The sequence below is a fragment of the Roseobacter litoralis Och 149 genome, from assembly GCF_000154785.2.
GTDB classification, from domain to species: Bacteria; Pseudomonadota; Alphaproteobacteria; order Rhodobacterales; family Rhodobacteraceae; genus Roseobacter; species Roseobacter litoralis.
This window is the reverse complement of record NC_015730.1, coordinates 1,404,261-1,425,868: the sequence shown is the minus strand read 5'-3', so window position 1 is coordinate 1,425,868 and position 21,608 is coordinate 1,404,261. Positions and strand designations below refer to the sequence as shown.

The following is a 21,608-nucleotide window of genomic DNA, read 5'->3' as shown; positions in this document are numbered from 1 at the left end:
AATACATCTCAATGTTCTCGCCTCATTCACGTGGCTCCCGATCACACGGATTGAGCAATTACAGGCTAACCCCGGACCTGAGACGACACGGAACCTACCAGCGCATCACAAGCCTAATTACCTGCGTATCCCGCAACCACCTGCAAGAGTTTGAACGCGGTTGCAGCATCGTTTTCCACGACTGCCAAAAATTCCTCTGCGCCAATACGCAACGCCATCACGTCAGATTTTGCTCGCATCGTGAGCGCACGCGGTTCGTTGCGGATGAGACCCAATTCCCCGACCAGCTTGCCCGGCTCGACCGTCGCAATCAGCGTCTCATGCCCCTCATCCGAGGGTTTCAGCAGGTTTGCTTCACCAGACAGGATCATATACGCGCCGTCGGTTGGATCATCGCCCTTGGAAAAAATCGTATCCCCTGCTTCGGCCTCAAACCACTTCGCCCCGAAGGCAAGCAAACGCAGTTGACGACGGTTCAAGCCCGAGAACAGATCGGTGGCCTCAAGCGCTCGTAACTTGCGCTGCAAATCCGCACGCGCCACCGAGTCTTCTGGGGTGTTTTCAATGGGTTCTGCTGCTTGCATGCGCCCTTGCACGATTTCAAGATGAACATCGAACCTCTCGACATCCTCGAAACGGTCCGAAATATAGATCATCGTGGCATCGGGTAACAGTTTTCGGATATTTTTATGCGCTGTGACGCGTAGATCCATGTCATAACTGGTGAGTGTCTGCTCCATGATAAGTATATCAGGGCGCTTGATCGTAGCGCGCATCACCGCGAGCGCCTCGGCAAATACGGCAGGTAGGTTCGATCCGTTCAATTCAAGTGGAACATCATAAATCAGATCAATGACCTGCGATTTCAGCCCCTCTTCCTCCAGCACTTCCGACACGCGCCGTCGCACATCATCCGCCCGCGCGCCTGCACTGTCAGACAACTTGCCAAAAAGTGCATTCTCAAGAACGGATACACCTTCTGCAACGCGTGAGGGGTCAAGGGGCGCATATATGTCACCCAGTGAGTCCATGAGTTTCTCGCGGTTTTGAACGCGTTGCGTCACGATTTGCTGTTTCATTGTTTCGGTAAAGGCAGGGCCGATCTGCTCGGCGGTTATTTGTGCCGGGATGGTCATCAAAACAGCTTTATCTGCTTCCGACAGACGCTCCAGCGGCTTGTCTTTTGCCGAAGCTATGACCTGTAAAGACTTCTCAAAAAACGCAGGTTCAAGACCAAGCTTACGGAACAATGGGTGTTCGGTCCCGTCTTGGCCAAAAATCTGGGCCAGCAATTCGATGACGTCTTTGGCAAGCGACAAAAGACTGCTTTCCAGATTGAGACGCCGCAGAAGTGCGAAAAATTCGGTCTGTTGCGCCAATTGATCCTGTGTCATCGCCTGCCTGAGCGTGGCAAAAATCAAATTGCTGGTCACGGGCAATGCCGGATTGTAGGCTTGAGGATCAAATCGGTGTACGTATTTTTCCAGCGCCGCCTCTTTCAGAGCGGCCCAGACTATGGGACGACACTCGACCAACTTTTGCTGCAAATCCGTTGACACTTCACCTGTTACGATCTGATCCAGGGATTTGCGGTAGATGGGCCCGTCCGATCCGATTGCATCAATAAGTGTTAACCACCAGCGGCGCAGCGCTTCTTTGTCTGCTTCTCCCGCCCGATCAGGATCAATCCAATCTGTGTCAGCCAGGTCCGGGCTGTTGCCTGATGCCAATGCTTCTGTGATCGTATGTTGCTGATCTTCCGTTGGCTTTTGTGGCAAAGCCTGAAACATCGACATCATCACGTTATCGCCAAATGAACCGCGAAAAAGCGCGGGATGCGATGTGGCGTGACCAATCCGGTGCGCGAGCGTTGTCTGGTGTAGACTGCGCAACGCATGACCGTTGATATGGATTGTACCGCTGAGGGGCATGACCTCTCTGGTCAGCACATCGGCGAGGGCTTGCCGGTCTTCCTCGCTTTGCGCCTCGATCGCGACCAAGGCGCCGGGTGGCGCATTCAGTGTGATCCCTTCCAGCACCATGTTACCATCCGCATCCATCACATTGACGTCTTTCATGGCCAGATCGCCATTCAAGCGCACGTCAGTGGGGGACTGATCATGTATCAGGGTCTCATCAATGACACCTGTGGGCGAGAGTTTATCAACGACGGTTTCCCATCGCAGACTCATATCCTGCGCCTGATTGTAATAGGCCAAAAGCTCTTTCCAGGGTGAGCTCAGGTCTTTGTAAGCCGCCAAGGCTGCAACCAGAGCACCAAGCGATACAGCGCCTTGAATAACGAGATACCCCCCCACTGCAAAAAAGAAAAACGGCGTCAGTTGCGTGATGAAGTTATTGATAAACTTCATAAAGAACTTCTTTTGGTAGATACGAAACCGGATTGCGTAGACGATCCCTAACCGCTGCGTGACCAGAGCGAGACGGTAACGCCATCCACCGTTTTGGCGCAAATCGCCGACACCATTCGCCGTCTCGCCAATCAAAGCCGCAAGCGCGCGTACCTCTTTGATCCGGGCCTTGTTCATGATGTTGATCTGGCGCTGTAACTTTGGGATCAGCCAGGCCTGCAGCGGGATCAAAGCAATAGCAGCCAACCCAAACCAAACGCTTTGCAAGAATAAAAACATGAGGATCGTCAACATTTGTCCGGCTTGCAAGACAGGCTGCGCCAATGCATCCCCCATCATCCCACCCATAGGTTCTGTCTCACCGGTAATCATTGCGACGAGCTCGCCTTGCGATGTGCGCCGAAAATACGGTTTGGGGAAGCGCAGCATCCGCTCTATCAGACCATACCTCAGCCGGCGCAGCATTCGTTCAGACAACACACCCTTCATTGTGTTGATTCGCATTTTCAGCAGGCCATGTACCAGTACCGACAGCAGGAAAGCCATGCATAAGAGCCAAAGGAACTGGACCTGAGTAAACTCAAAACCCGCAACCGAAATGACTGCCATCTGAGAGCCAATTGCATCGTTGATGATCCGCTTGGGTAACTCGAGGGTCAAATACAAGAACGGGAACAGTGTTAATGTCACTGCCAAAAGAATGAACTGGTCGCGCTTTGAGTGGCGCCAAATAAACTTGAACAATGTCTTTTCGATAGAACGCACCCCCATGCGCGCGTCTGCCAATCATGAATAGCATCAGCTTAACGGGGTAAGGCGCGATACAGCAAACCTTTTACGTCGGTTTTTAGAATCTTGTCGCGGCCAGACACGGGCGAAACGACACCGGTCTATGCGGACAACCTTGGCCTGTTGTCAGTAATTCGAAGCGTCGATGCGTGCTCGAACTAGCACGCTCAGGGCGTCACATGTTCGGGTTCACGCTGCTGAGCGCCGCCCGGCAATAAAAGACAAGGCACTAAAGGTGGCATCCATCAAGACGCGTTCTGTTATGATCGATTGTTCAAATAGCGAAAGCCGACCGATCAAAGCCCACCGATCCGCTAAAGCCATGGCGCAGTTCAAAACCATGGCGGTGCAGACCCACGTTTGACAGCGGGCCCACACTTCTCGGATCATTCAAAAGAATGCTTCTGCATTCAGACCGATCGTCATCGCGCCAATGGGTTGACCGGTTGCCGGATCGGACAGCGTAATGGAAATCTGACCTTGATAGCTTTGCGTGCTCTCGTCGAATTCAATGGCATCCACGAACACTGCACCGGCGCCTGCGCCGTAGGTTTCGGTGAATTTCGCTTCATCACCCTGCCAATAGTCAGAGGTGACATCGCTTGCCGCAACATTCAGACCCAACGCATCCATGACAAATATTTCAGTGATCCGTCCGCCTGACGCCTCAACCTGCTCACCCAGAAAGGTGGAAAGATTGCGCCCCATAACGTCGCTGATCAAAGGCTGATCCGACTGTCCGACCTGTGCACGCCAGGATGTATCCCATTCGATGACCTGTGCCTCCGAACTTCCGGCGGTTTCAGCATTTTGAGAATTGATTGCATCAACAACCTGCGCGGATTGCGCCCAACTCATAACGTCAGCCTCGACAAATGCGCGCATTGCAGGCGGTGCATCCACCGCTTGAGCAAGACTAGCTGCAAAAACCAAAGGTGCGGACAGCAAAATAGTGCGAAACATATTCAGGTTCCCTCATTAGTTAAATGGCCGGCCAACATGGCTTGGCTACTGCCGCAAAATAGGCAGGTTGAGTTTAATACGAGGTAAAAGGGTTCAGATTTCGGCGCGAAATCCGGTTGCGACAACAAATTTCTCTGAACTGTCCTGCCGCGAGGCGGGCGGTTTTATATTCGAAACTTTTGTAAATCGTTGTTTCAACAGCTTTTGCAGCTCGCCCTCTGCGCCACCAGCAAGCACTTTTGCCACAAAGGTGCCGCCCTCTTCCAAAACATCAAATGCAAAATAAGCCGCAGCTTCACACAGGGCAATAATGCGCAAATGATCCGTTTGCTTATGCCCGGAGCTTGAGGCAGCCATATCAGACATCACCACATCGGCCTTGCCGCCCATCCACGCCCGCACTTGCTGATCCGCGTCATCAGCCATGAAATCCAACTGGTAAAGGTCGGCGCCCGCGATCGGCTCCATCTCCTGCAAATCGACACCCAGAACACTGCCCTGCGCCTTGCTTGTCCGCTCCCCCAGCGCATTCACGCGTTTAACGGCAACCTGACACCAGCCACCGGGCGCACAACCCAGATCAACCACACGCGCGCCGGGCACCAGAAAGCGGAACCTATCGTCCAGTTCCAGAATCTTATAGGCCGCCCGACCGCGATACCCCTCACTGCGCGCGCGTTTGACGTAAGGATCGTTCAATTGTCGTTGAAGCCAGCGTGTTGAGCTGAGCTTGCGCCCACGCGCGGTTTTGACCTTAACTTTCAGGTCGCGCTGCCCACGCCCGGATGTATTTTGACTGCCCGGTTTTTTCACCATCAGAACGCTCCGTCTTCCAACACACCCTGCGCGCTCATCTGAGCGTACAACAGCCCTTCGCGCAGGCCGCGATCCGCCACAGATAACCGGTCCGTCGGCCAACAGCGCATCAGCGCCTGCAAGATCGCAGCACCCGACATGATCAGCGCGTGACGGTCCGCCCCAATGCGCGGATCCGCACGCCGCCCATCCGGCCCCAAGGCGAGGTATGAGCGTATTACACGGTCAATCTGATCCGTCGTCATATGCAGACCATCCACCTTTTTACGGTCGTACCGTTTTAGTCCCAAGTGGCTTGCCGCAACCGTCGTGACAGTGCCAGAGGTGCCGACAATCTGAAATTTTTCCTGCGGTTGCGTATTATGATAGGGTGCAAAGTCAGACAGGTTTTCCTCAAAAAACCAACTCATCAACGCAAAGCGCGCCGCATCATCATCCACGTCATTGAACTGATCCCGCAACGTCGCAACGCCCAAAGGAACCGAAATCCAGTCGACAACACGCGCCGCGGGCACATCACTCAACCCTTGGGCAAACCCGGCGTTGAGATGCATGATAGAGCGTGTCCGATCATTCTTGGGGACATCCTTGAGGTCAATCCAGACCAGTTCGGTGGACCCACCGCCAATATCGACCACCAGAAGGTTCTCGGTGGAGCGACTGACCAGCGGCGCGCAGGAGATCACGGCCAGTTGGGCTTCTTCCTGCGCCTTGATGATATCCAGACGCAGCCCCGTTTCGCGTTGCACACGACGAATGAACTCATCCGCGTTCTGCGCACGGCGGCAGGCCTCGGTCGCGACCAGACGCATGTATCGCACCTTGTTGCGCTTCAGTTTCTGCTGGCACACGCGCAATGCCTGGATGGTACGGGTCATGGATCCGCGCGACAAACGCCCGGTTTTTTCCAGACCGGCGCCCAGTTGCACCGATTTGGAAAAGCTGTCGACGACATGAAACCCGCTGCCTTCTGGCTGCGCGATTAACATGCGGCAACTATTTGTACCCAGATCAAGGGCTGCAAAAAGCTCACCTGATCGGGGCGGAACTGGCGCGGGGCTCAGAGCCGTCTTACTTTTGAGCGCGCCCGCACCTTTGTGACGCTGTGGCGCCATGGGTTGCGCCTTTCATTTCGAGTTAGGTTTACGCTAACGGCTGTGTGTCTGCTGCGCAAGCGCGGGCGCACCCTTTCCTTTGGTTTTCGCAGTCAGTCCATTGTCAAAAGTACCGTGCATGGAGGGGCGCGCATGCCTCTCGCTGGGCATTTTCCGATCTGTTGCAAACCGCCACGTCGCGGACAGGGCCTATTTTGTCGAAATTCACCCGTATCCGACAAAGTCGGATCGTTAGACAGGATAAACAACAGGTAGGAATCACGATGCCCGAAGTCACTATTGTATATTGGCGCGATATCCCCGCTCAGGTGATTGTGGGAAAAGGGCGTCGCGGATCAAAACGACCGTTGCCAGAGCGGTTCGAGCAGGCGATCGACCGTGCGGCCATGAAGGTTGGCGCAGGCGATACGGATGCCTATCTTGCAGAATGGCGCAAGGCAGCGCCTGTGGAAATGCCGGGAACGCCGGATGAGATTGCAGATGCCGAGGCCGCCCGACTAGACGCTGAATTTGACCGCGCGCGCCTCAAGGCGCTGATTGATAACGATGGTTGGGCCTGAATCTGGCCAATCTGATAGATACACTCCTGTCTCGAAAGGAACGCCTTGTGGCATTGTTGAATTTCAAGCGCAGAGATGCGTCCGCCTCCCCCTCCGTGAACCCAGCGGTTGAGGCCTTTCTGCGCGACTACTCTATAGAGGTGATGCCGCGCACCGCCGAGAAAGTGGAAGATTTCCGCAGTTTGCTGCCCGAGGGCACGCGGGTTTACATCGCCCACATCGAAGGGACACCCATTCAAGAGATGGTGGCAACGGCAAAGCGCCTCAACGAAGACGGTTTTGCGGTGATGCCCCATTTTCCTGCCCGGATCATCAAAGACCGCGACACTCTGAAAGACTGGATCGCAAGGTATCAGGGCGAGGCGAATGTTTCACAGGCGCTGTTGCTGGCAGGTGGCGTAGACTCCCGGCACGGTGATTTTGACAGCTCCATGCAACTGATGGAAACGGGTCTCTTTGATGAAGCCGGCTTCAAACGCCTGCATGTTGCGGGCCACCCCGAAGGCAACAGGGATATTGACGCAGATGGGTCGATGAAAAATGTCAGCGCTGCATTGCGGTGGAAAAACGATTTCCAATCCAGAACAGATGCACAACTGGCCATCGCCACGCAATTTGCCTTTGATGCCAAGCCAATTATCAAATGGGCAGACGGTATTGCTGCCGAAGGGATCACCCTGCCCGTTCACATCGGCATCGCCGGTCCGGCCAAGCTGCAAACGCTGATCAAGTTCGCGATTGCCTGTGGCGTTGGCCCATCGCTCAAGGTGCTGCAGAAACGCGCGATGGATGTCACAAAACTGCTTCTGCCCTACGAACCGATGGACGTCGTTTCGCAATTGGCGGACCACAAGGCAGCCAACCCCGATTTTAACGTCACGCATGTTCATTTCTTCCCACTCGGCGGGATCAAGACAAACGCCAACTGGGCCATCGAAAACGGCGGATCCTCCGCAACACCGGCAAACGCCTGATCCAAGGACTTATCCCTGATGACAAAGACAATCGTCGAATCAAAAACCAAGACTGCGATCATCGGGTTTGATCAGCCCTTTTGCGTGATTGGGGAACGCATTAACCCGACAGGGCGCAAAAAACTGGCGCTTGAACTGGAAGCGGGCGACTTCTCCACCGTCGAGGCGGATGCAATTGCGCAGGTCGCTGCGGGGGCAACCGTGCTGGACATTAATTCGGGCGCTGTGTTTTCGAATAAAATGGCCGAAGACGCGCGCTATGCAGATAACAACTTCGTCGAACCTCCTTTGATGCGCGAGTTGATATTGCGGGTGCAGGCCATTGTTGACGCGCCTCTGTGTATCGACAGCTCGGTGCCTGGCGCGCTGGAATCGGGCCTTGAGGCCGCTGAAGGTCGCCCTTTGCTGAACTCCGTCACGGGGGAAGAAGAACGGCTGGAAGTCGTTTTGCCATTGGTCAAGAAATACAACGTCCCCGTAGTGGCCATTTCAAACGATGATACAGGGATATCGGAAGATCCGGATGTGCGCTTTGCAGTTGCAAAGAAGATTGTAGAGCGTGCCGCTGATTTCGGCATCCCGGCGCATGACATCGTTGTTGACCCGCTCGTGATGCCAATCGGTGCGATGGCAACAGCTGGCCATCAGGTTTTCACGCTTGTGCGGCGTTTGCGCGAAGAATTAGGCGTTAACACAACGTGCGGCGCCTCCAACATAAGCTTTGGCCTGCCCAATCGCCATGGCATCAACAATGCGTTTTTGCCAATGGCCATGGGGGCAGGCATGACGTCCGCGATTATGAACCCGGTGGCCCTGCCCGTTCCGGCGGCTAAAATCGAAGCCAAAAGACTGGAGCTCGCCGCGGCAGGCGTGGTGTTTCCTGACGACATGGAACTGGAGGTCTTTTGCCAGTTGACGGGTTTGGGATCGACCCAACCGCGCCCCGGAAAAGAGATGGAAGCCATTCGCGCTGCCAATTTCCTGACCAACAACGACCCGCATGGTGGCGCGTGGATCGAGTTCAACAAGGAAGCCCCCAAGCCCGGTCAGGAAGGGCGCGGACGTGCAGGTCGCACCGGTGGTCGCCGTCGTCGCGCCTGATCCGCTTTTTGAACTGACGCCTTACCGACCCCCGGCAATCACAACGCCGGGGGTTTTTTTATTTGAAATCAAGGATTTCACAAGTATTCAATCCGTGGGAGGTTTTTTTCGCACTTAATTTTTCTGCTAGTAACGCCGTTTTAACGGACTGCCCCCTAAAACGAGGAACAGATCAGAACTGCGCTAATTTGGAGACCGGTATGTACATTTCGAAAACCAGCACGTTTGCGGTGATAGAATGAGCGAACCAATAGTTTTAGACACCAAATTGGATCTGGCAGCGGCATCCGGTTTGACGACGACCTTGCGAGACTGCAAGGACAAGGAAATCGTTTTGGACCTCACAGAGGTAAAACATTTTGGAGCCTTGTGCATGCAGGTGGTGATATCCGCTGCCGCCACAGCACAATCTGAAAATCGCAAAATTTCGATCACAAACGTTTCCGATCGCGTCCTCGATCAGATGCGCGTGATGGGAATGACACCAGAATCCATGACAAGGGGGCGTCCATGACACTCGAAATTCTCGCGGTAGATGACAGCCGCACGATGCGTGATATGATCCGCTTGGCCCTCGTACCCGCGGGCTTTACAGTCCATACCGCTGACGACGGCATTCACGGCATTGAAGTGCTTGAGGGGCTTGAGCCTGATGCCATTATTACAGACATCAACATGCCTCGCATGGATGGTTTTGGGTTCATCGACGCCGTCCGCGAACAAGACAAACATCGTGCCACGCCAATCCTTGTGCTTACAACCGAAGCCGCACCCGAGTTGAAGGCGCGCGCACGGGGTGCTGGCGCCACTGGGTGGATCGTCAAGCCGTTTGATCCCAACAAACTCGTCAAAGCGCTCCAAATGGTCGCTGGGTAAGAGGCTGCAAATGACTGATTCAAACGATCCAATGGCGGAAATCCGCGCTTCTTTCTTTATTGAATGCGAGGAATTGCTGGAAGCGCTCCAGGATGGCCTCGAAGCTCTTGATGATGGCGCGGGTGATCCCGAGACAATCAACGTTGTTTTTAGGGCAGTTCACTCCATCAAAGGCGGTGCCGGGGCATTTGGTTTGGAGGCGCTGGTCAGGTTCGCACATCGCTTCGAAACAGTTCTTGACGAAATCCGTGCTGGGCGCATGGTCGCGGATGCAGATGCGCTTAAACTGTTCTTTCAGTGCTCAGATCACCTTTCAGATTTGGTACGCACCAGCCGTGACGCGGGCACGCTGCCAGAGGATGACACGGCCAAGCTCCTTTCGCAACTGGATGAACTACTAGGTGAAAACGGCACGCTTTCTGATGAGGAAGAAGTCGAAGAGGAAATTGATTTTCAACCGGCTGTTTTGTCTTTCGATCTCGATTTGGGCGACGGTGATGACGAGGAAACCATCAACCTGCTTCCCCCTTTGAGTTTCGACGAAGAAGAGAGCCCGTCGCACTCTAAGTATGAAATTACGTTCAAACCTGAAAACGAGCTCTACGAAACAGGAAACGAACCTTTCCAAATTCTGCGTGCCTTGAATGAAATGGGCGAGTGCAAAGTCACTTGTAAAACGGATCAGGTACCTGATCTTGCCAGCCTCGCCCCTGAGAACGCCTATTTATCTTGGTTCATTGAGTTATCAACGGAAGTTGAGGAGGCTGAAATTGCCGCAGCTTTTGAGTTTGTCGAAGGCTTATGTATTTTGGATATCAAAAAAGCCCCCGAAAACAAAGCAGAAGAAGAGGACATCGCCGAAACGGGAGCGGTCGCATCAAATCCAACTGACGAATTGGCGGCCCCTGCCCTGACGGAAACACCAGCGCCAGAAGAAGTTCCGCTGGCAGCCGCGCCCCAGCCAGAGCCCGACACAGCAAAAGAGGTCATCGCGCCAAAGAAGGCAGAACAGAAAACGCCACCCCCTGCCGCGCCGGCTAAATCAGTTGTTCGCGTGGATCTGGACAGGATTGAACGTCTGGTGAACCTTGTTGGTGAATTGGTCATCAACCAAGCGATGCTCTCTCAAAGCTTGGAAAGCTCAGGACTGTCTCCCCACTCCGACGCTATGAATGGACTTGAAGAATTTCAGCGACTGACCCGGGACATCCAAGACAGCGTGATGATGATCCGCGCGCAGCCTGTTAAGTCTCTTTTCCAACGCATGTCTAGAATCGTTCGTGAATCTTCGGCTGCTGTCGAAAAAGATGTGCGCCTTGTCACCAACGGCGAGGGAACCGAAGTCGATAAGACAGTAATTGAGCGGTTGGCTGATCCACTGACCCATATGATCAGAAATGCTGTCGATCATGGTTTGGAGACAACAGAAGCGAGGTTGGCGGCTGGAAAGCCAGCACAAGGCCAAGTCAAGCTTACTGCTGCACACAGATCGGGGCGGGTGGTCATCGAAGTCGCGGATGATGGGGCCGGTATCAACCGACCGAAGGTCCTGCAGATTGCCATCGACAAGGGGTTGATCTCAAAGGACGCATCGCTGTCAGAAAGCGAAATTGACAACTTACTATTCTTACCCGGCTTCTCGACCGCGTCAGTTGTATCCGACTTATCCGGTCGCGGCGTGGGGATGGACGTTGTGCGGACGGCGATACAAGCCTTAGGTGGGCGCATTACAATTTCGTCAACACCGGGATCAGGGACAACCTTTTCAATCTCGTTGCCACTCACACTGGCGGTACTGGACGGAATGGTCGTTCAGGTTGCCGACGAAACATTGGTTCTTCCGCTGAACGTAGTAATCGAAACACTGACACTCAGCAACGATGACGTTGAGATGGTCCGGCCCGGCGCAAACGTTGTGAGGGTAAGAAGCGGCTTTGTGCCTCTTTTCGATTTAGGAGAGGAATTAGGGTACAGGGGTCCAATCAATGATTATGAAGGTTCCGTCGTTTTACTGATAGCCCATGAAGACGAAAGTCGCGCGGCGCTCGTAATCGACAGTATCCAAGATCAGCGGCAAGTCGTCATCAAAGGTCTGGACGATAGTTTTTATCGCGCCCCAGGAATTGCCGCAGCCACTATTCTAGGCGACGGCCAGATCGCTTTGATCTTGGACACGTCAGACATCATCACAAACGCCATCGGATCTAACATACCTGGGCATGGTTCTACTCTATCAGGAGCGACAACATGAGTGACAAAGATACGCCGGAGACCTTGGAACTCCTGACTTTTCAGCTCGCTGATCAAGAATACTCTTTAGATATTATGTCGGTAAGAGAAATTCGCGGATGGACCAGAACAACACCGTTGCCCCACGCCCCGAGCTACATGAAGGGGGTAATCAATCTCCGTGGAACAGTATTACCTGTCATGGACTTAGCGCAACGATTGGGTCTAAGCCCGAGAGAGCACACTGACCGCAATGTTATAATCGTTGTGAACCACGAAGAAAGCATGACTGGACTTCTTGTCGACGCCGTGTCCGACATAATTGCATTAACTGTCGATGATCTACAGCCACCGCCAGAGATGCAGCCAAGTGCAAGCCAGAACGTGGTCAGCGCACTTACTTTGATCAACGAACGAATGATTCGCGTTTTGGATCTTTCTACAATTGTTTCCAAAGAACAGAGTAGCGCAGCATAATGAGCGATAAACTGGAAACCGCTGGTTTAGATGAGACCAGTTTCAAATCTATTGCAGAACTAGCCTACAAGGAAAGTGGTCTGCAACTAGTCGCAGAAAAAATGTCAATGATACAATCGAGGCTGCGGCATCGCCTTAAAGCAGTTGGCATCGACAGTTTCCCGAAGTACGCGCAATTCGTATGCTCGGACAATGGTATTTCCGAACGACGCGAAATGATTTCTGCATTAACGACGAACGTATCACACTTTTTCCGGGAACAGCACCACTTCGACATCCTGCAAACGAAAGTGTTACCAGCGAAGATAGATGTACTACGGAAGGGTGGTCGTTTTAGAGTTTGGTCAGCCGGATGTTCCAACGGCCAAGAAGCATATTCGATCGCAATGGCCTCTTTGGACAGTTATCCTGAACTATCTCAACTCGATTTTAAAATATTGGCTTCAGACATTGACCAAAAAGTGGTGGACTTCGCATCTGAAGGCACATATCCGCAACGACTTTTGTCTGGAGTGAACCAAGATCGGCTAAAAAAGTACTTTACTGAATGTCGCGACGGAAATGAGTCGTCGTTTCAGGCCAAAAGCTTGATAAAGTCAACAATAGCTTTCAAAGAGCTGAACTTGTTGTCCGACTGGCCAATGAAACAGCAGATGGATGTAATTTTCTGTCGCAACGTCATCATTTACTTTGATGCGGTCACGCAAAATTCGCTATGGCCACGCTTTAGAAAGCAGCTAAAACCCGATGGCTTTCTTTTTCTTGGACATTCAGAGCGGATTTCAGACCCCGATTTGTCTGGTTTCGCGAACCAGGGCCCGACGACCTACCGACACAAGAACGCACATGAAGAATTAGCTTGTAAGGAAAGAAAATGTCTCTGAGAGATCAAATTCGCATTTTGGTTGTAGATGATATGTCGACTAGCCGCGGGCTGATTACACAAGCTTTGGACGCATTCGGGGTCCGAAACGTTACAACAGCCGAAAACGGTATTGATGCACTGAAGTCCATCGCGACGCATCCCGTGCACTTGGTAATTTCCGATTACAATATGCCCGAAATGGACGGACTTCAGTTGCTACATCATTTGCGCAGTTCTCCAAAAACAAAAGGTGTGGGTTTCATTCTAATTACCGGACGCGCTGAGCAACAAATCGTTGATCACGGTAAAAAACTGGGGATGAATAATTACCTGAAAAAGCCATTTGAACCAGCCGGCCTCAGAAATTGCATCGAGGTCGTGGTCGGGAGATTATAAATGGGAAAAACCTCACAACCAGTTGAAATACAGTCAGTTTTGCAAAAGCTGTCTATTCACCTGGATTTCTTAGCAGGCCGAGTTTTTGAGGTCGAAGAAGAACTTGGAAAACTGATACTAGGGGGGAAAAGCAGTGAGGAGGTGTCGATCACGAAAATTCAGTCTTTGGATTTCACCCGGCAGTCATTGGAGGATTGTGCTATTCTTCTCCAAGTATTGAAGCGTCACGTCTCTGACACTTCCTTTCCGGTGTCTTGCGAAGTTATTTCATCAAATAAATTGAAGTTGAACTCTACCAAATCGATACTCGGATCTTCTCTTACAAATGCCGAAATCGATGCTAGCGGCCAAGTTGATATTTTCTGACGAGTTGACCGAATGTACGCACGTGTCAGAGCGTTCTGGATTGAAATGCCTCTCTGTTTCCATCGTATTTTGAAGTGCCCTTATGACGAGAAGCTTTTCTTGGCCATTGGTGCAATATTTGAAGCGCCAAGACTTAGACCCGCTTGTTTTGACCAAGATGAACAGCCTTTCAAAGTCGCTAACTTTGTAAGGTTTTTCGCCTACTTTAAGACTTCCAATCTTGATGTCGCTCAAAGGCATCGAGGGGGTACGCTCATTTCTCAAATTTCACCGTACCCCAAATAATACCCCCTATCTGCGGGTACGAAGCTGGATATCATAATACAGCATTGGACGAACGGTCTCAATAATATCCATGTAAAACAGGGTTTATCGGATGTCTTTGGGCTTCAATGTACGTTGAAATGGTGCCCCCACACGGCATGGCGATCTAGTCTCATATGATCCCATATAGTACTTTAAACTTTTGGAATAAATAGGTTTTCCTTGGAACAGCGCTCTCAGGAGTTCTTGCGCCATCTCAGCAAATCCCGTAACCTATGGGGGATAATTTGGGGGATACATTCTTGGGGAACCTAACAGCCCTTTTCATCAAATCCGCGCCACCCGGCAAGCACGAGGATGGCGATGGGCTGAGACTGATCAAGCGCAAGGATGGCGGCGGTCAATGGGTCTTTCGCTACACGCTTTACGGGCGGCGTCGGGAGATGGGCCTAGGTGGACTGAAGGCACTCCCCCTAAAGGATGCTCGGGAACTGGCTTCCGAGTATCGGACTTTGGTCGCCAAAGGCAAAGACCCCATTGAACACCGGCGAAAGCAACGCCGAGACGCCATGCGCAACCTCCATCTCCTCAAGGACATCGCCATGGACGCTTTCGAGAGCCGCAAAGCCGATCTCAAGGGGGACGGTACTGCGGGACGATGGTATAGCCCGTTGGAACATCACGTGCTGCCCAAACTTGGACGCATGCCCGTCACCAAGATCACCCAAAGCGATGTCCGGGACGCCTTGGCCCCGATCTGGCATGCCAAAGCTGCAACTGCCACGAAGGCCGCCAATCGCCTCAAGATCGTTCTGGATCACGCAGCCGCTCTGGGCCTCGATGTCGACTTGCAGGCGGTTGCCAAGGCGAAGCAACTCCTGGGGCGGCAACGGCACCAGGTCACGTCGATCCCAAGCATGCCATGGGAGGGTGTTCTGGACTTCTATGCCTCCCTGCGTGAGCTGACGATCACACATCTCGCGCTACGACTGCTCATCCTGACCGGATTGCGTTCTGCACCCGTGCGCTTCGCCCGGCTGGACGAGATCGAAGGGGATATCTGGATCGTACCCGCAGAGAACATGAAGGCACGCCTCGGCGCTGCGGAGGACTTCCGCGTTCCTCTCAGCGAAGAGGCGCAACGGGTTATCGAGCTTGCCCGTCCCTAAGAGCGCGATGGGTATCTGTTTCCGTCGGTTCGCAAGGGCGTCATCAGTGACGCAACCATGGCGCGGCTGATGGAACGCAGGGAGCTTGAAGCCCGTCCGCATGGCTTCAGAACAAGCCTGCGAACCTGGCTCGCAGACCAGACGGACGCGCCACATGAGGTCGCCGAGATGGTGCTGGCGCATGTCTCAGACAGCAAGGTCGTGCGGACTTATCGCAAGACCGACTTCCTGGATCAGCGGCGGCCATTGATGGAGAGGTGGGCAAAGATTTGCACGGGGCAATGCAGCTAACACGTCGCTGGCCGCTGACCTCTGGACCACTACCGGCCCAAGGGCCCATCTCCTTTCTGAGCGTCTTCGAACGCCCCTTTCCCCTTCTCGGCCCAAACTTCTCGTGCATGATCGCCTTGTTCGCCCTTGAGCTTTTCTGCCATCCAGAGCAACGCGCAGTAGATCAGAGCGCGGTCGTCACCGGTGAGCTCCACGACGCGCGACTTGACGAGAAGGCCTCCAAGTTCGATCAGATGCCGTGTGCGCTTGCGGCGTTCGACCTGCCAATTGCGCATATCACGCCGCGCCATTGTCGCCTGATGCCGGTTGCGTGCCGCTCGATTGCGCCGGAGTGCTTTTCGCGTTGCGGTCAGCCCTTTTCTGAGATCGCCGCGACCGGCGCTGAAAGAACGCGGCCCCGCGTTTTGCCCATGCCTCCCTTTTGCCGGTGTCCGTGGTCTCGGCCAGCACGATCAGTGCGCCCGCCAGTTCGTCGGCGCTGAACGCATCGGCCCCGGTGGCAATCACCAGCTCGCCAAGCTGCTGCACCTTGCGGGACTTCAGCTCTTTCGCCTTCGCTTCCAGTCCTTTCAGTTCCGCATCATAATCCCGTGGTTTGCGCATTCCTGCCTCCATAACCTGTTGATGCAGCGAGGATAGCGGGGCATCTTGAAGAAGGCAGCAGAGTCGCCAGGACGGCCGGGGATGCGCCGGTCCTTCCCGAGATTTTATTGAGGGAGGGCGCGCTTATACGTCGTTCCGACGTGGGCGTTCTTGTGTAGATGATTGCGCCATCATGGCAATCTATCATCTCCACGTGAAGGTCATCGGGCGCGCAGCTGGTTCCAGCGCGGTGGCGTCCGCTGCCTACCGCGCAGCATCGTGGTTGCGAGACGAGCGGCTGGACCGTCCCCATGACTTCACGGCCAAGCGCGGTGTCGTGCATTCCGAGGTGCTGCTGCCGGAAACCGCGCCCGAGGTCTGGTCTGACCGCGAACAGCTCTGGAACGCCGTCGAGGCGGTCGAGGTCAGGCGCGATGCGCAGCTGGCCAAGGAGGTAGAGTTCGCCATTCCGCGCGAGATGTCCGAGGCTCAACTCGGCGCTCCATACGGGCGACCTGACGCTTGGCAATTTCCCCCTACGGTCTGAACTCGTGCAGGAGCTGGAATCCTTTGAGGCCGAAATCACGGCGGCTGGTCGCATGAAAATCGACGGGGGCACGGATTTCTCGCACGCGGATGCCGCCATCGCAACGGCGCTCGCGGCTTGGCTGTCCGATCACCGCTCCGTCGGTGCCATCGTCGGTCAGTCGCAGCTTAAGGGGTACTGGTGACGTTTGTCGTCGCGCTGACGAAAATCGCGCCCATCATCATGCAGTCAGATCGACGAGCGACCCGGCAAAAACGAGGCGCTCATGCGGTGGTCGGGCTTTCCCAAACACTCACCGCCCGCGTACCACAATGTGCCTTAGACGAGCATTTACTCCGCTTGTGCAGTTTGGGATCAGCAAAATCTTGCCTGCCACTACATCTAATAGCAGTGTTGACGAATTATGCGCATTGTTGAGGTTGATTATGGCAGACGCCAAAATTCGGATAAAAGTTGGAACAATGGAAATTGAGTACGAAGGCGATCCTGCTTTCTTGGATGGTGGCATTGAAACACTGCTTGTTACGATGGGAGAATTGAGCAACCACTCGGGCCAATTTGAAGATAGTAAGCAAGACGAGCATGGGCCCGATTACGACGAGGCAGCTGCTACGACACACACCGACAACGGTGGACAGACTTACAACTTTTCGACGAACGCAATTGCAACGCAGTACGATTCAAAGAGCGCAGCTGACTTGCTCCTATGTTCGGTAATTCAGCTGCAAATGGTCCAGGGAAAAGATGGATGCACACGTAAAGAAATAATCGCGGCGATGAAGGAAGCCAATAACTTCTGTAAAGTTAGTATGCGTGGCGGTAATCTTGAAAAAGCTTTTGCTAGTTTGTTGAAAAATAAGAAGCTGAACAAACTACATGGCGGTAAATACTCTCTAACAGCCAGCGAAAAGCAGAACGCAGAGAAACAGCTTGCTGGCCTAGAGTGAACTCAAAAATTGGTTGCACAAAGACCTCGGCAGGTTGGAGAAATTACTACTTGTTTTAGCTAGTTTTGATTGCGCGGTCCAACTGGTAGATATCCGTGAACGGGCCAAGGAAGCGGGTTTTCGTATCCCAACAAAGTGGAACGAGTCCCAAATACTTGGATCGAGCAAAGGAAAAGCTGTGCGTGCTCCTGACGGTTGGGAGTTAACCGACGCAGGCAAGATGCATTTGCGCAATATGGGTGTGTCAAAAGTTAGCCCAGCAGCCATGCAGGTGGCCGTCGATCTTCGGGCGCATCTCGACAATATCACGGATTCCCAAACTCGCGACTTCGTGGAAGAAGCGATCAAGTGTCATGAGGCCGAATTGTATCGGTCGGCAATTGTGATGTCATGGCTTGGCGCGATGGATGTGCTGCATAAACACGTTCACGCAAACCACCTTGCTCCTTTCAACGCCGAAGCTTTCAGGATCGCCGGGAAGAAGTGGAAAAAGGCGGTGACCGCAGATGATCTTGGCAAGATGGGTGAAAGCGATTTCCTCGACCGGCTTGAGGGGTTGTCGATCATCGGCAAGAACGCAAAGGCCCAATTGAAAGCTGCCCTTGACCTAAGAAACGGTTGTGGCCACCCAAACTCACTACACGTAGGCCCAAACAAGTCGGCGGCTCATATCGAGACGCTGCTCCAGAACGTTTTCAGCAAGTTCTAAGTTTCACCTTTGGTCTGCTACATGTTTGCAATTCGGGCTTTTCGCACCTTGTGATAGGTGGATTTGATTGTTTCATAGCCAACTTCCAAATCAAACACTTCTACGTACTTGATCAGTGCCGCCTCAAGTCCGACGTCGGCTTCTCGCCGCCACGCCTCCACCCAATCAAAAATCTGGGCATAGTCGTGTTTGGACTTAGCGCCCAATTTTTTTCGCGGTTTTGCTCGAATGACCGGAACCTCAAGATGTTTGGTCATAGCTAACTCATCGGTTTCGTGCGGATCAAACTCATAGACCTTAGCGCAAAGCCTTTCAAAGTACGGCCTCGCGCCTGCGGGCAGATGTTTAAGGTTCGCAGCTAGGATTGCCCACGCATCGTAAGCGTCAACAGCTTCTTTGTCGGTCAAGTTGAGAATCTCCGGCTTTTGCACAACTGCGTTGGTCTAAGTGCCTTCATATGAATGGTCTCAAGCTGCTGTTCATGATGAAGGCAGCTAACCACAACAGCCATGAAAGGGCTACACTATGACCCACCAAGACAAAAACCTGACCCGCGCACTTGCGATACTTGCGACACACCCCGACCAAGACGACTTCACATGTCGTGGCAACATTATCTCGGTTCGCGGCCAGCGTTTGAATCTCACGCTTGATGATGACCGCGCCGTACTTGAAATACTGATGACGAACGCTGAGTTCGGCTACGCTGTGACCTATTGGGAAATGGCTGCGAAAGAATTGCGTAATATGCAAAACGCTTGGTCCGAAGAAGAACTGGCCAAGAGTGCTGCCTAGAAACAAGCAGTGAACGATTCCGCGTCTATCACTGTCTGAATGTTGCAGAGCTGTTGCAGAGCATAAAAACACAACGATGGTCGCCCTGACTGGCGACCTTCAACGTATTGATATTATTTGGTAAAATGGTGCCCCCACACGGACTCGAACCGCGGACCTATTGATTACAAATCAATTGCTCTACCAGCTGAGCTATAGGGGCAGACCGAAAGCAGCTAAGCTATCAGGTCATGGCGTAATTTAGAAATCCTAAAATGCAATTACTTTGTAACCGCCCTCAGAATTCTCAATATTCGCGACGCATCGTTTAGGCGAGGATGTTCTGTTATGCAATACCGATTAGACGGAAAAATTGCCTTCTTTGCGATCAAATTATCATGACACACCTTTGCGACCCGGCAATAAAAATCTTCTAGATGAACAGCCACCCCAACCGTCTGTTACCAAAGCACGCCCTTTCGTCACCGGCACTGGACGACGTCAGCTGGTCAAGTGATGTGCGACGCCTCGGCAAAGCGTGCACCGGCCTGCCGTCAGAGACGGCTCATCGCGCCTGAAACCGGTGCGACACATGCTGCAAAACCGTTTGGCATACCATTCACGTTGCATGGCGCCGTCGGATACAAGAGAATACGCACGGATGGCCCGACCCGGTCCAGCGGCCCAAGCCATTGGCGGGTAGCCAATGAGCACAGGTTTTGCGAATGGTGAATTTGGGTCGGGAAATCCGGTCAGGCTCTTGCCATTGGCAGAAAATAGCCCAAGGTTGCAGCGTAAAAATAACAAACACGGGGATTCTGAATGAAACCGACAATAGCAACCATGATCGGCGCGCTGCTGCTGACAACCGCAGCACCACTCAGCGCCGAAACACTGCGGTGGGCGCGCTCCGGCGATGCGCTGACGCTTGATCCGCACGCCCAGAACGAAGGGCCGACCCACACGATCCGCCATCAGATGTATGAACCGCTGATCATCCGCGACGTCACCGGCGCGTTTGAGCCTGCATTGGCCACGGACTGGGCGCCCAAGGCCGATGACCCGAATGTATGGGTGTTCAACCTGCGCGAGGGCGTGAGTTTTCACGATGGTGCGGCCTTTACCGCCGAAGACGTGGTATTCAGCTTTGAACGGGCCAAGCAACCCAATTCCGACATGAAGGAACTGATCGGTTCGATCACCGAAGTGCGCGCCGTTGACGATTTCACCGTCGAGATCGTGACCGACGGGCCGAACCCGATTTTGCCGTCGAATCTAACCAACCTGTTCATCATGGACAAGGACTGGACCGAGGCAAACAACACCGTCAGTGTGCAGGATTTCGAGGGTGGCGAGATCACTTTTGCGACCACCAACGTCAACGGCACCGGGCCCTACGTGCTGACCAGCCGCGAGCCGGACGTGAAAACCGTGATGACGCGCAATGACGCCTATTGGGGCATCGATCAGTTCCCGATGGAAGTGACGGAAATCGTCTATACGCCGATCCAGAACGCGGCAACCCGCGTGGCTGCGATGCTTTCGGGTGAAATTGATTTCCTGCAGGACATGCCAGTGCAGGACCTCGTGCGCGTGAATGACGTGGATGGGCTGGTGGTCAAACAAGCACCGCAAAACCGGGTCATCTTCTTTGGGATGAACCAAGGTGCGGATGACATCGAGGCGGATAGCATCGACGGCGCGAACCCGCTGGCCGATGTGCGCGTGCGCAAGGCCATGTCGATGGCGATCAACCGCGATGCAATCCGTCAGGTCGTGATGCGCGGGCAAAGCGCGCCGGCTGGCATGATTGCGCCACCCTTCGTCAATGGCTGGACGGCGGACATGGACGCGGAATCCACAACGGATATTGAAGGCGCTAAGGCATTGATGGCCGAGGCCGGATATGCCGATGGCTTCTCGATCCGGCTGGATTGCCCGAATGACCGCTATGTCAACGACGAAGGCATCTGTCAGGCGGCGGTCGGGATGCTGGGTCAGATCGGCGTCACGGTAAACCTTGATGCCAAACCAAAGGCGCAGCATTTCCCGCTGATCACCGATGGCAAGACCGACTTTTACATGTTGGGCTGGGGCGTGCCGACATATGATTCCGAGTATGTATTCAATTTCCTTGTGCACTCCCGCGAATCTGAAATCGGCACATGGAACGGAACGGGTTTCGCCAATGCGGAACTGGATACCATGATCAAGTCACTGGCCTCCAACACCGATCTGGAAGCCCGCAATGCGGATATCGCCAAAATCTGGCGGGTCGTTCAGGATGAGCAACTGTATATCCCGATCCATCACCAGGTTCTGAACTGGGGTATGGCAGAAAACGTCGGCATTGAGGTTGATCCCGAAGATCAGCCGAAGGTGAAATACTTCACCATGAACTAAACGAAACGCGGCGCGCCCTGCCC

General features: G+C 53.6%; 24 protein-coding genes, 1 tRNA gene and 1 pseudogene. 17 read left to right on the top strand and 9 right to left on the bottom strand.

Translation table 11 applies throughout. The features are described from left to right. Positions 1–113 precede the first annotated feature (113 nt). From RLO149_RS06690 to RLO149_RS06670, 4 genes are all read right to left on the bottom strand, one after another. On the bottom strand, positions 114–3,143 hold the full coding sequence (locus RLO149_RS06690) for a cyclic nucleotide-binding domain-containing protein (protein WP_013961320.1): 3,030 nt from the start codon (positions 3,141–3,143) through the stop codon (positions 114–116). A 408-nt stretch (positions 3,144–3,551) separates the two neighbouring features. Further along, entirely contained in the window at positions 3,552–4,124 is a 573-nt protein-coding gene (locus RLO149_RS06680) for a hypothetical protein (RefSeq protein ID WP_013961318.1), read from the bottom strand. Between the two features lie 93 nt (positions 4,125–4,217). After that, entirely contained in the window at positions 4,218–4,940 is a 723-nt protein-coding gene (locus tag RLO149_RS06675; RefSeq protein WP_013961317.1) for an RlmE family RNA methyltransferase, read from the bottom strand. After that, positions 4,940–6,055 (bottom strand): Ppx/GppA phosphatase family protein, encoded by a 1,116-nt coding sequence (locus RLO149_RS06670; RefSeq protein WP_013961316.1) that lies wholly within the window; start codon positions 6,053–6,055, stop codon positions 4,940–4,942. Before RLO149_RS06670 ends, RLO149_RS06675 begins: the two co-directional genes overlap by 1 nt. A gap of 263 nt (positions 6,056–6,318) precedes the next feature. Here RLO149_RS06670 and RLO149_RS06665 point away from each other — a divergent pair, with 263 nt between their 5' ends. The 10 genes from RLO149_RS06665 to RLO149_RS06620 all read left to right on the top strand — a co-directional run bounded on the left by RLO149_RS06665 (position 6,319) and on the right by RLO149_RS06620 (position 13,899). After that, positions 6,319–6,615, top strand: a complete 297-nt coding sequence (locus RLO149_RS06665) for a virulence factor (RefSeq protein ID WP_013961315.1) — start codon at positions 6,319–6,321, stop codon at positions 6,613–6,615. A 47-nt stretch (positions 6,616–6,662) separates the two neighbouring features. Further along, a complete protein-coding gene (locus tag RLO149_RS06660; RefSeq protein WP_013961314.1) occupies positions 6,663–7,589 on the top strand; it encodes a methylenetetrahydrofolate reductase in 927 nt (308 codons plus the stop codon). A gap of 18 nt (positions 7,590–7,607) precedes the next feature. Next, positions 7,608–8,690, top strand: coding sequence for a methyltetrahydrofolate cobalamin methyltransferase (locus tag RLO149_RS06655; protein ID WP_013961313.1), 1,083 nt, complete (start codon positions 7,608–7,610; stop codon positions 8,688–8,690). Positions 8,691–8,928: 238 nt separating this feature from the next. Further along, entirely contained in the window at positions 8,929–9,204 is a 276-nt protein-coding gene (locus tag RLO149_RS06650) for an STAS domain-containing protein (protein ID WP_013961312.1), read from the top strand. Continuing rightward, complete coding sequence (locus RLO149_RS06645) at positions 9,201–9,566, top strand: response regulator (RefSeq protein WP_011569186.1); 366 nt, start codon at positions 9,201–9,203, stop codon at positions 9,564–9,566. Before RLO149_RS06650 ends, RLO149_RS06645 begins: the two co-directional genes overlap by 4 nt. Before the next feature lie 10 nt (positions 9,567–9,576). Next, positions 9,577–11,817, top strand: a complete 2,241-nt coding sequence (locus RLO149_RS06640; RefSeq protein WP_013961311.1) for a chemotaxis protein CheA — start codon at positions 9,577–9,579, stop codon at positions 11,815–11,817. Continuing rightward, positions 11,814–12,272, top strand: coding sequence for a chemotaxis protein CheW (locus RLO149_RS06635; protein WP_013961310.1), 459 nt, complete (start codon positions 11,814–11,816; stop codon positions 12,270–12,272). Before RLO149_RS06640 ends, RLO149_RS06635 begins: the two co-directional genes overlap by 4 nt. Beyond that, positions 12,272–13,156 (top strand): CheR family methyltransferase, encoded by an 885-nt coding sequence (locus RLO149_RS06630; protein WP_013961309.1) that lies wholly within the window; start codon positions 12,272–12,274, stop codon positions 13,154–13,156. The genes RLO149_RS06635 and RLO149_RS06630 overlap by 1 nt, the downstream gene beginning before the upstream one ends. Then, entirely contained in the window at positions 13,147–13,533 is a 387-nt protein-coding gene (locus RLO149_RS06625) for a response regulator (protein WP_013961308.1), read from the top strand. Before RLO149_RS06630 ends, RLO149_RS06625 begins: the two co-directional genes overlap by 10 nt. Then, positions 13,534–13,899: a hypothetical protein gene (locus RLO149_RS06620; RefSeq protein WP_013961307.1), complete on the top strand. Its 366-nt coding sequence runs from the start codon at positions 13,534–13,536 to the stop codon at positions 13,897–13,899. Here the strand turns inward: RLO149_RS06620 and RLO149_RS24405 are convergent. After that, entirely contained in the window at positions 13,804–14,139 is a 336-nt protein-coding gene (locus RLO149_RS24405) for an Arm DNA-binding domain-containing protein (protein WP_342626654.1), read from the bottom strand. The genes RLO149_RS06620 and RLO149_RS24405 overlap by 96 nt on opposite strands. 299 nt (positions 14,140–14,438) lie before the next feature. Between RLO149_RS24405 and RLO149_RS06610 the strand changes: the two are divergent. Continuing rightward, positions 14,439–15,623: pseudogene (locus RLO149_RS06610) on the top strand (tyrosine-type recombinase/integrase). A 29-nt stretch (positions 15,624–15,652) separates the two neighbouring features. Here RLO149_RS06610 and RLO149_RS06605 read toward each other — a convergent pair. Beyond that, complete coding sequence (locus RLO149_RS06605) at positions 15,653–15,898, bottom strand: conjugal transfer protein TraD (protein ID WP_013961306.1); 246 nt, start codon at positions 15,896–15,898, stop codon at positions 15,653–15,655. A 1-nt stretch (position 15,899) separates the two neighbouring features. Beyond that, positions 15,900–16,226, bottom strand: coding sequence for a conjugal transfer protein TraD (locus RLO149_RS06600; RefSeq protein ID WP_013961305.1), 327 nt, complete (start codon positions 16,224–16,226; stop codon positions 15,900–15,902). Positions 16,227–16,398: 172 nt separating this feature from the next. Between RLO149_RS06600 and RLO149_RS06595 the strand changes: the two genes are divergently transcribed. The 4 genes from RLO149_RS06595 (at position 16,399) to RLO149_RS24005 (ending at position 18,408) form a co-directional block, all read left to right on the top strand. Then, positions 16,399–16,752: a MobA/MobL family protein gene (locus tag RLO149_RS06595; protein WP_013961304.1), complete on the top strand. Its 354-nt coding sequence runs from the start codon at positions 16,399–16,401 to the stop codon at positions 16,750–16,752. 4 nt (positions 16,753–16,756) lie between these two features. Beyond that, the gene (locus RLO149_RS06590) at positions 16,757–16,936 is read left to right on the top strand and encodes a hypothetical protein (protein ID WP_013961303.1); all 180 of its coding nucleotides are present in this window, start codon (positions 16,757–16,759) and stop codon (positions 16,934–16,936) included. Between the two features lie 241 nt (positions 16,937–17,177). Then, positions 17,178–17,699 carry a hypothetical protein gene (locus RLO149_RS06585; protein ID WP_083825444.1) on the top strand — a complete coding sequence of 174 codons (522 nt, stop codon included), beginning with the start codon at positions 17,178–17,180 and terminating at the stop codon, positions 17,697–17,699. Between the two features lie 34 nt (positions 17,700–17,733). Continuing rightward, positions 17,734–18,408 (top strand): hypothetical protein, encoded by a 675-nt coding sequence (locus RLO149_RS24005; protein ID WP_245538134.1) that lies wholly within the window; start codon positions 17,734–17,736, stop codon positions 18,406–18,408. 17 nt (positions 18,409–18,425) lie between these two features. Here the strand turns inward: RLO149_RS24005 and RLO149_RS06575 are convergent, their stop codons facing one another. Next, complete coding sequence (locus tag RLO149_RS06575) at positions 18,426–18,815, bottom strand: hypothetical protein (protein ID WP_013961300.1); 390 nt, start codon at positions 18,813–18,815, stop codon at positions 18,426–18,428. 118 nt (positions 18,816–18,933) lie between these two features. Between RLO149_RS06575 and RLO149_RS06570 the strand changes: the two genes are divergently transcribed. After that, positions 18,934–19,203 carry an ACT domain-containing protein gene (locus RLO149_RS06570; protein ID WP_013961299.1) on the top strand — a complete coding sequence of 90 codons (270 nt, stop codon included), beginning with the start codon at positions 18,934–18,936 and terminating at the stop codon, positions 19,201–19,203. Between the two features lie 126 nt (positions 19,204–19,329). Here RLO149_RS06570 and RLO149_RS06565 read toward each other — a convergent pair. Then, positions 19,330–19,405: transfer RNA gene (locus RLO149_RS06565), tRNA-Thr, on the bottom strand. A 599-nt stretch (positions 19,406–20,004) separates the two neighbouring features. On the opposite strand from RLO149_RS06565, the gene RLO149_RS06560 reads away from it, so the two are divergent. Next, positions 20,005–21,585, top strand: a complete 1,581-nt coding sequence (locus RLO149_RS06560; RefSeq protein WP_013961298.1) for an ABC transporter substrate-binding protein — start codon at positions 20,005–20,007, stop codon at positions 21,583–21,585. Positions 21,586–21,608 lie beyond the last annotated feature (23 nt).